At 72.1% G+C, this 5,589-nt stretch carries 7 protein-coding genes and 1 tRNA gene; 3 read left to right on the top strand and 5 right to left on the bottom strand.

What is annotated here, in order from left to right:
- Both G3N18_RS15415 and idi read right to left on the bottom strand, forming a co-directional pair.
- The coding region (locus G3N18_RS15415; RefSeq protein WP_196385137.1) for a polyprenyl synthetase family protein at positions 1-899 on the bottom strand (899 nt) is incomplete at its 3' end.
- Positions 896-1,459, bottom strand: coding sequence for an isopentenyl-diphosphate Delta-isomerase (gene idi, locus G3N18_RS15410; protein WP_196385136.1), 564 nt, complete (start codon positions 1,457-1,459; stop codon positions 896-898). The genes G3N18_RS15415 and idi, both read right to left, overlap by 4 nt.
- A 72-nt stretch (positions 1,460-1,531) precedes the next feature.
- On the opposite strand from idi, the gene G3N18_RS15405 reads away from it, so the two are divergent.
- Positions 1,532-1,999, top strand: a complete 468-nt coding sequence (locus G3N18_RS15405; RefSeq protein WP_338038674.1) for a MarR family winged helix-turn-helix transcriptional regulator — start codon at positions 1,532-1,534, stop codon at positions 1,997-1,999.
- Between the two features lie 41 nt (positions 2,000-2,040).
- On the opposite strand, the gene G3N18_RS15400 is transcribed toward G3N18_RS15405, so the two are convergent.
- Both G3N18_RS15400 and G3N18_RS15395 read right to left on the bottom strand, forming a co-directional pair.
- Positions 2,041-2,523 (bottom strand): hypothetical protein, encoded by a 483-nt coding sequence (locus G3N18_RS15400; protein ID WP_196385135.1) that lies wholly within the window; start codon positions 2,521-2,523, stop codon positions 2,041-2,043.
- 121 nt (positions 2,524-2,644) lie between these two features.
- Positions 2,645-2,718 (bottom strand) — tRNA-Met (locus tag G3N18_RS15395).
- 81 nt (positions 2,719-2,799) lie between these two features.
- Between G3N18_RS15395 and G3N18_RS15390 the strand changes: the two genes are divergently transcribed.
- Both G3N18_RS15390 and G3N18_RS15385 read left to right on the top strand, forming a co-directional pair.
- Positions 2,800-3,315 (top strand): DUF6328 family protein, encoded by a 516-nt coding sequence (locus tag G3N18_RS15390; RefSeq protein WP_196385134.1) that lies wholly within the window; start codon positions 2,800-2,802, stop codon positions 3,313-3,315.
- Positions 3,312-4,127 (top strand): carbon-nitrogen hydrolase family protein, encoded by an 816-nt coding sequence (locus G3N18_RS15385; protein ID WP_196385133.1) that lies wholly within the window; start codon positions 3,312-3,314, stop codon positions 4,125-4,127. Before G3N18_RS15390 ends, G3N18_RS15385 begins: the two co-directional genes overlap by 4 nt.
- A 19-nt stretch (positions 4,128-4,146) precedes the next feature.
- On the opposite strand, the gene G3N18_RS15380 is transcribed toward G3N18_RS15385, so the two are convergent.
- Complete coding sequence (locus tag G3N18_RS15380) at positions 4,147-5,352, bottom strand: aminotransferase class I/II-fold pyridoxal phosphate-dependent enzyme (protein ID WP_196385132.1); 1,206 nt, start codon at positions 5,350-5,352, stop codon at positions 4,147-4,149.
- Between the last annotated feature and the right edge of the window lie 237 nt (positions 5,353-5,589).

Here is a 5,589-nt window from a genome sequence, read left to right as displayed (position 1 = left end):
AGGGCGGAGCGCACCTGCGGCCAGGCATCGCCGCCGCGGGCGAAGCCGATGAGCGGCGTGCGCTTGGCTTCGCGCAGGTCGGCGCCCGGTGCGCGCCCCGCTTGGCGGCGTGTGCCGAACGTGCCGATCAGGTCGTCGACGAGCTGAAACGCGAGGCCCAGGTCGCCGGCGGCGGCCCCGAGGGCGGCGCGCGCCGGAGCCGAAGCACCCGCGAGCGCGGCGCCGGCCAGCAACGGCGCCTCGAACGAGTAGGCCGCGGTCTTGTCGTGCGCGACGCCGAGCAGGGCGTCTGTGTCGGGAACATCGGTGCGCGCCGCGTTCTCGACATCGGCGAGCTCACCGGCCGCCGAGACGAGGATGGCGTCGTCGAAGATCTGCAGCAGGGCGTCGCGCGCGGCGGGCTCGGCGTCGACGGTCGCGATGAGACGCGTCGCCTCGAACAGCAGCAGGTCGCCCGCGAGCACCGCCGCCGCATCGCCCACGAGGGCCGCATCGTCGGCTGCCGCGCCGTAGTGGCCCGCGCGGACGCGGAAGCGCCCGGCCACGTTCGGCTCGCCGCGCCGCTCGAGGTCGCGGTCGATGAGGTCGTCGTGCACCACGAACGCCGAGTGCAGCAGCTCGAACGCGGCGGCGGTCTGCCACACGGCCGCATCGGCCCTCGCGTCACCCTGCGCGTCGCCTGCGCCGTCCGCGCCGTCCGCGCCGTCCGCGAGCGCACGGTACGCGGTGATCACGAGCGCGGGCCGCACCCGTTTGCCGCCGCCCGCCGCGTGGGCGACGGCGGATGCCAGGGCGCCCGCACCGTCGCCGAGCGCGGCCGCCCGGGCTTGCAGGCGATCGAGTGCGGCGGCGATCGCGTCGTCGACTCCGGCGCGGTCGGCGGGTGAGAGCGCGATCATCGGATCGCCTCCGGCGAGCGCGCGGCGTCGAACACGTGCATCTGCTCGGCCTGCAGAACGAGCCACGGGCTGAACGCCCAGGGCGTCGCACGGAGCGACACGGCGAGGTCGGACGGGTCGACCCAGCGGGCCTCGACGACCTCGCTCGGGTTCAGGTGCGGCTCGTCGTCGACGAGCGCCGTGTAGACGGGGCACACCTCGTGTTCGACGATCCCCGAGGCATCCACGGCCCGGTAGCGGAAGAACGGCAGCACGGGCCTGAGATCGCGGAGGGTCAGCCCGAGTTCGTGCTCGGCGTGCCGGTGCACGGCGTCGATCACGGGTTCGGCGGGTCGCGGGTGGCCGCAGAAGGAGTTGGTCCAGACGCCCGGCCAGGTCTTCTTGTCGAGGGCGCGGCGGGTGACGAGGGTCTCGCCGCGCGCGTTGTAGACGTGGCACGAGAAGGCCAGGTGCAGCGCGGTATCGCTGCCGTGCACGCTGGCCTTGGGAGCGACGCCGATCTCGCTCCCGTCTTCGCCCAACAGGACGACGAAGTCGGTGGCGATATCGGTGGGGGGCACGAGTTTCTCCTTTCGCTAGTTTATCTAGCGAGTTTCAGCGATACTACCTGGGGGGCAGGGAGGTGTCCACACGTGAGCGAGAGATGGCTGCCGCAGACGCCGCGAGACGAACTCGTGCTCGAGGCGATGACCGCCGTGCGCGCGTTCTCCGATGCGATGGACCGCATGCACAGCGGCATCCGGGGCGAGATGGACATGAACGCGACCGACCTCGCGGCCATGCGACTGATGGTGGTGCGCGAGCAGCGCGGCGAGTGGGTCTCGCCGCACCAGATCGCGAGCCACCTGTCGATCTCGACGGCGTCGACCACCAAGCTGCTCGACCGGCTGACGGCGAGCGGGCACCTCGAACGCCGCCCGCACCCGAGCGATCGGCGTGCGCGGGTGGTGGTGCTGACGGATGCCGCGCGCGCGGAGTTCTACCGGCATTTCGGCGAGCGCATGGGGCGCATGCGCGACAGCATGAGTGCGTTCAGCGACGACGAGCTGCGCGCGATCGTGCGCTTTCTGGGCGAGATGGAGACGGTGCTCGCCGAGTGACCTGGTGCGGTGATCTGGTGCGCGCGCCGCCGCGCGCGGGGTCACTCGGGGGCGATCACGTAGGTGATGACTGCGCCGTAGGGTGCCTGCTCGGTCGAGGTGAGCATGACGTCGTAGGTGCCGTTCGTATAGGTCGCCGTGTCGGAGAGTTTGATGCCCGAGGTGTAACCGGCCTCCTCGAGCGCGTCGGTGGCCGCCGTGAAGCCGGCGTCGGTCGAGGCGACCTGCACGACGATCGACAGCGTGCCGTCGGCGAGCTGCCCGCGCACGAGCTCGCAGACGACAGTGCCCGACACGATCGGGATGCCGGCGCTCTGCACGTCGGCGGGGATGCAGTCGCCGGTCTCGGCGTTCACGTCGGCGGTGGCCGCGGGTGTCGCCGCGGGTGTCGAGACGGTCGTCTGCTCCGGGCTCGACGCGACGGATGCCTCGGAGGAGGCGGGCGTCGACGCCGAGCATCCGCCCAGCAGCGCCGCAGCGGCGACGAACAGGGCGACGACGGGAAGGGCGACCTTCGTGTGCATGCGCTCACAGTAGCGACGAACGGGCCGATCGCCCTAGCGATTCCGCGGGATCTGCGGGGGAGAGCGCACATACAGAAAAGCGCCGGAGATGATCTCCGGCGCTTTTCTGGCCTTGCTTTCGTTGCGGGGACAGGATTTGAACCTGCGACCTCTGGGTTATGAGCCCAGCGAGCTACCGAGCTGCTCCACCCCGCGGCACAAGATGAAAGCCTAGCACGGGTTCGGAGTGCTCCGTGCACATTGCGGGCATCCGTCGCGGCGGGGGAGGATGAGCGCATGATTCCGGATGCCTCGGCGAGCCAGGCTGCGTCTGTCGACGGCTTCGCAGACGGACGCGATGAGACGCCGAACGAACGCGCCGACCGCAACTGGGCCGAGGTGCTGCAGGAGCTGCGGGTGCTGCAGACCGGCACCCAGATTCTGACCGGGTTCCTCTTGGCGCTGGCGTTCCAGCCGGCCTTCGTGGCGCTGTCGCAGGGGCAGCGCACCTTCTATCTGGTGCTGGTGGTGCTCGCGGCGCTGAGCGCGATCGTCGCACTGGCGCCGGTGGCGCTGCACAGGGTGCTGTTCGCCCGGCGCGAGAAGAACATCGTCGTCGCCTACGGACATGCCGCCCTCGTCGCGGCGCTCGCCACCGTGGGGGCTCTGCTCGTCGGCGTCGTGGCGTTCGTCTTCGACATCGTGCTGGGCGGCGCCGCCGCGGTGACCGTCGGTGTCGTCGCCGGCGTCGTGGTCGTCGTGCTGTGGATCGCGATCCCCGTGATGCTCCGCTCCCGGGGAGCGGGCGCATGAGCGGCGGGGCGGGCGGCGCGGTCGGCGTGGCGGTGGCGCAGTTCGCGCCGACGGCGGACGAGCGCGCCAATCTGGCCGTGATCGACGAGCTGACCGCGCGGGCGGCCGAGCGCGGCGCCCGCGTCGTGCTCTTCCCGGAGTACGCGAGCTACTTCGTCGACCCGTTCGACGAAACCCTCGCCGCGCACGCGCAAGATCTCGACGGCGCCTTCACGCGGGCGCTCCGCGACTGCGCACGCCGGCACGGGGTCGTCATCGTGGCGGGGCTCGTCGAACGCGCCGGCGGGGGACGGGTGCGCAACGCCGTCGTCGCCGTCGACGGCGACCGGGTGCTCGCGGCGTACCGCAAGCTGCACCTCTACGACGCCTTCGGCCAGCGCGAGTCGGACTGGGTCGAGCCGGGCGAGCACGGTGCACCCGAGACCTTCGAGGTCGGCGGTCTGCGCTTCGCGCTGATGACCTGTTACGACCTGCGTTTTCCCGAGGTGGCGCGTGTGCTCGCCGACGCCGGCGCGCACGTCGTGCTGACCGCCGCCGAGTGGGTGCGCGGTCCCCTCAAAGAGCACCACTGGCGCACCCTCGTGCACGCCCGCGCGATCGAGAACACGCTGTACGTCACGGGCGCCGACCACCCGCCGCCGCTCGGCGTCGGGGCATCCCTCATTGTCGACCCGCAGGGCGTCGAGCTCGCCGGTGTCGGCACCGCGACCGACGTCGCCGTCGCCTTCGTGGATGCCGAGGTCATCGACCGCTTGCGCCGCGTGAACCCGGCCCTGGCCCTGCGCCGCTTCCGCGTCGAGCCCCTGGACTGACGGCGCGGGCGAGCGCGGCTCAGGCGCTCCCTCGCAGGCGGGCGGATGCCTCGGCGATGACCTCGAGCCGCTTGCACGCCGCGAACCGCACGAGCGAGGCGTACTCGCTCCGGTGCGCCGGTGAGACGAAGGCGGTCAGCGGGATGGCGGCGACCCCGACACGGCCGGGGAGCGCGCGGCAGAAGTCCCCGGCATCCTGCCCCGGCTCGAGTTCGTGAGACGCGTCGGCGACGGTGAAGTAGGTGCCCGCCGCGGGGGAGACGGCGTAGCCGGCATCGTGCAGGCCCGCCGCGAGCAGGTCGCGCTTGGCGCGCAAGGTCGCGGCGATGCCGGCGAAGTAGGCGCCCGGCAGCGCGAGGCCGGCGGCGATCGCGTGCTGGAACGGCGTGGCGTTCGTGTAGGTGAGGAACTGCTTGACGGCGAGCACGGCATCGACGAGGTCGGCGGGGCCGGTCACCCAGCCCACCTTCCAGCCCGTGGCCGAGAACGTCTTGCCGCCCGAAGAGATCGACAGCGTGCGTTCGGCCGCGCCCGGCAGCGTCGCGAGGGGCACGTGGGCGCCGTCGAAGACGAGGTGCTCGTACACCTCGTCGGTGACGATCCACGCGTCGTGCCGCTCGGCGAGGCGCACGATCTCGGCGCGCGCCTCGGCCGAGAACACGGCACCGGTCGGGTTGTGCGGGTCGTTCACGATGATGAGGCGCGTGCGGTCGGTGACGGCGCGTGCGAGTTCGTCGAGGTCGGGCTGGAAGTCGGGAAAGCGCAGCGGCACCGGTACGAGCGTCGCCCCGGAGAGCGCGACGAGCGCCGCGTACGCGTCGTAGTACGGCTCGAAAACGACGACCTCGTCGGCCGGGCCGTCGACCAGGGCGAGGAGCGTCGCCGCGAGCGCCTCTGTCGCTCCCGCGGTGACGACCACCTCGCGGTCGGGATCGACGTCGAGGCCGTAGAACCTCTTCTGGTGGGCGGCGACGGATTGCAGAAGCTCGGGCACGCCTCTTCCGGGCGCGTACTGGTTCGCCCCCGCCCTGATAGCCTCCTGCGCCGCAGCGAGCACCTCGGCGGGGCCGTCTTCGTCGGGAAAGCCCTGCCCGAGGTTCACGGCGCCCGTCCGGGCTGCGAGCGCGGTCATCTCGGCGAAGATGGTCGGGGCGGGCACGTCGCCGGGCCCGAGCAGGCCCGCGCCCCGCGCGGTGCGGCGCCAGGCGCCGGGGATCTGTCGCACGCGCCCACGCTACCGGCTCCCTTGCGCCGAACCCATAGGTTTACATAGGGTCAGCAGGGTCTGGCCATGCGCAACACACAGGATCGCGCGCCATGCTGAGGGTGTCTTGAGAAGAAGGAACCACTGATGAGCGACAACGTCCCCACCACGAACGACCCGCAGCAGCCAACCGACGCCTCCCGCCCGCCCGTCCCGGCGCAGCCGGCCGCCGACGCCGCCTCGGCGACGCCCGCCGCC

The organism is Microbacterium paulum, from assembly GCF_015707995.1.
Lineage (GTDB): Bacteria > Actinomycetota > Actinomycetes > Actinomycetales > Microbacteriaceae > Microbacterium > Microbacterium paulum.
The sequence above is the reverse complement of the archived record's forward strand: the minus strand, read 5'-3'. Positions and strand labels throughout refer to the sequence as shown.

What these genes read in the sequence shown, in the direction of transcription:
- G3N18_RS15400 (WP_196385135.1), bottom strand. Translation starts at nt 2,523, where the DNA reads ATGCACACGAAGGTCGCCCTTCCCGTCGTCGCCCTGTTCGTCGCCGCT.
- G3N18_RS15385 (WP_196385133.1), top strand. Translation starts at nt 3,312, where the DNA reads ATGAGCGGCGGGGCGGGCGGCGCGGTCGGCGTGGCGGTGGCGCAGTTC.
- G3N18_RS15390 (WP_196385134.1), top strand. Translation starts at nt 2,800, where the DNA reads ATGATTCCGGATGCCTCGGCGAGCCAGGCTGCGTCTGTCGACGGCTTC.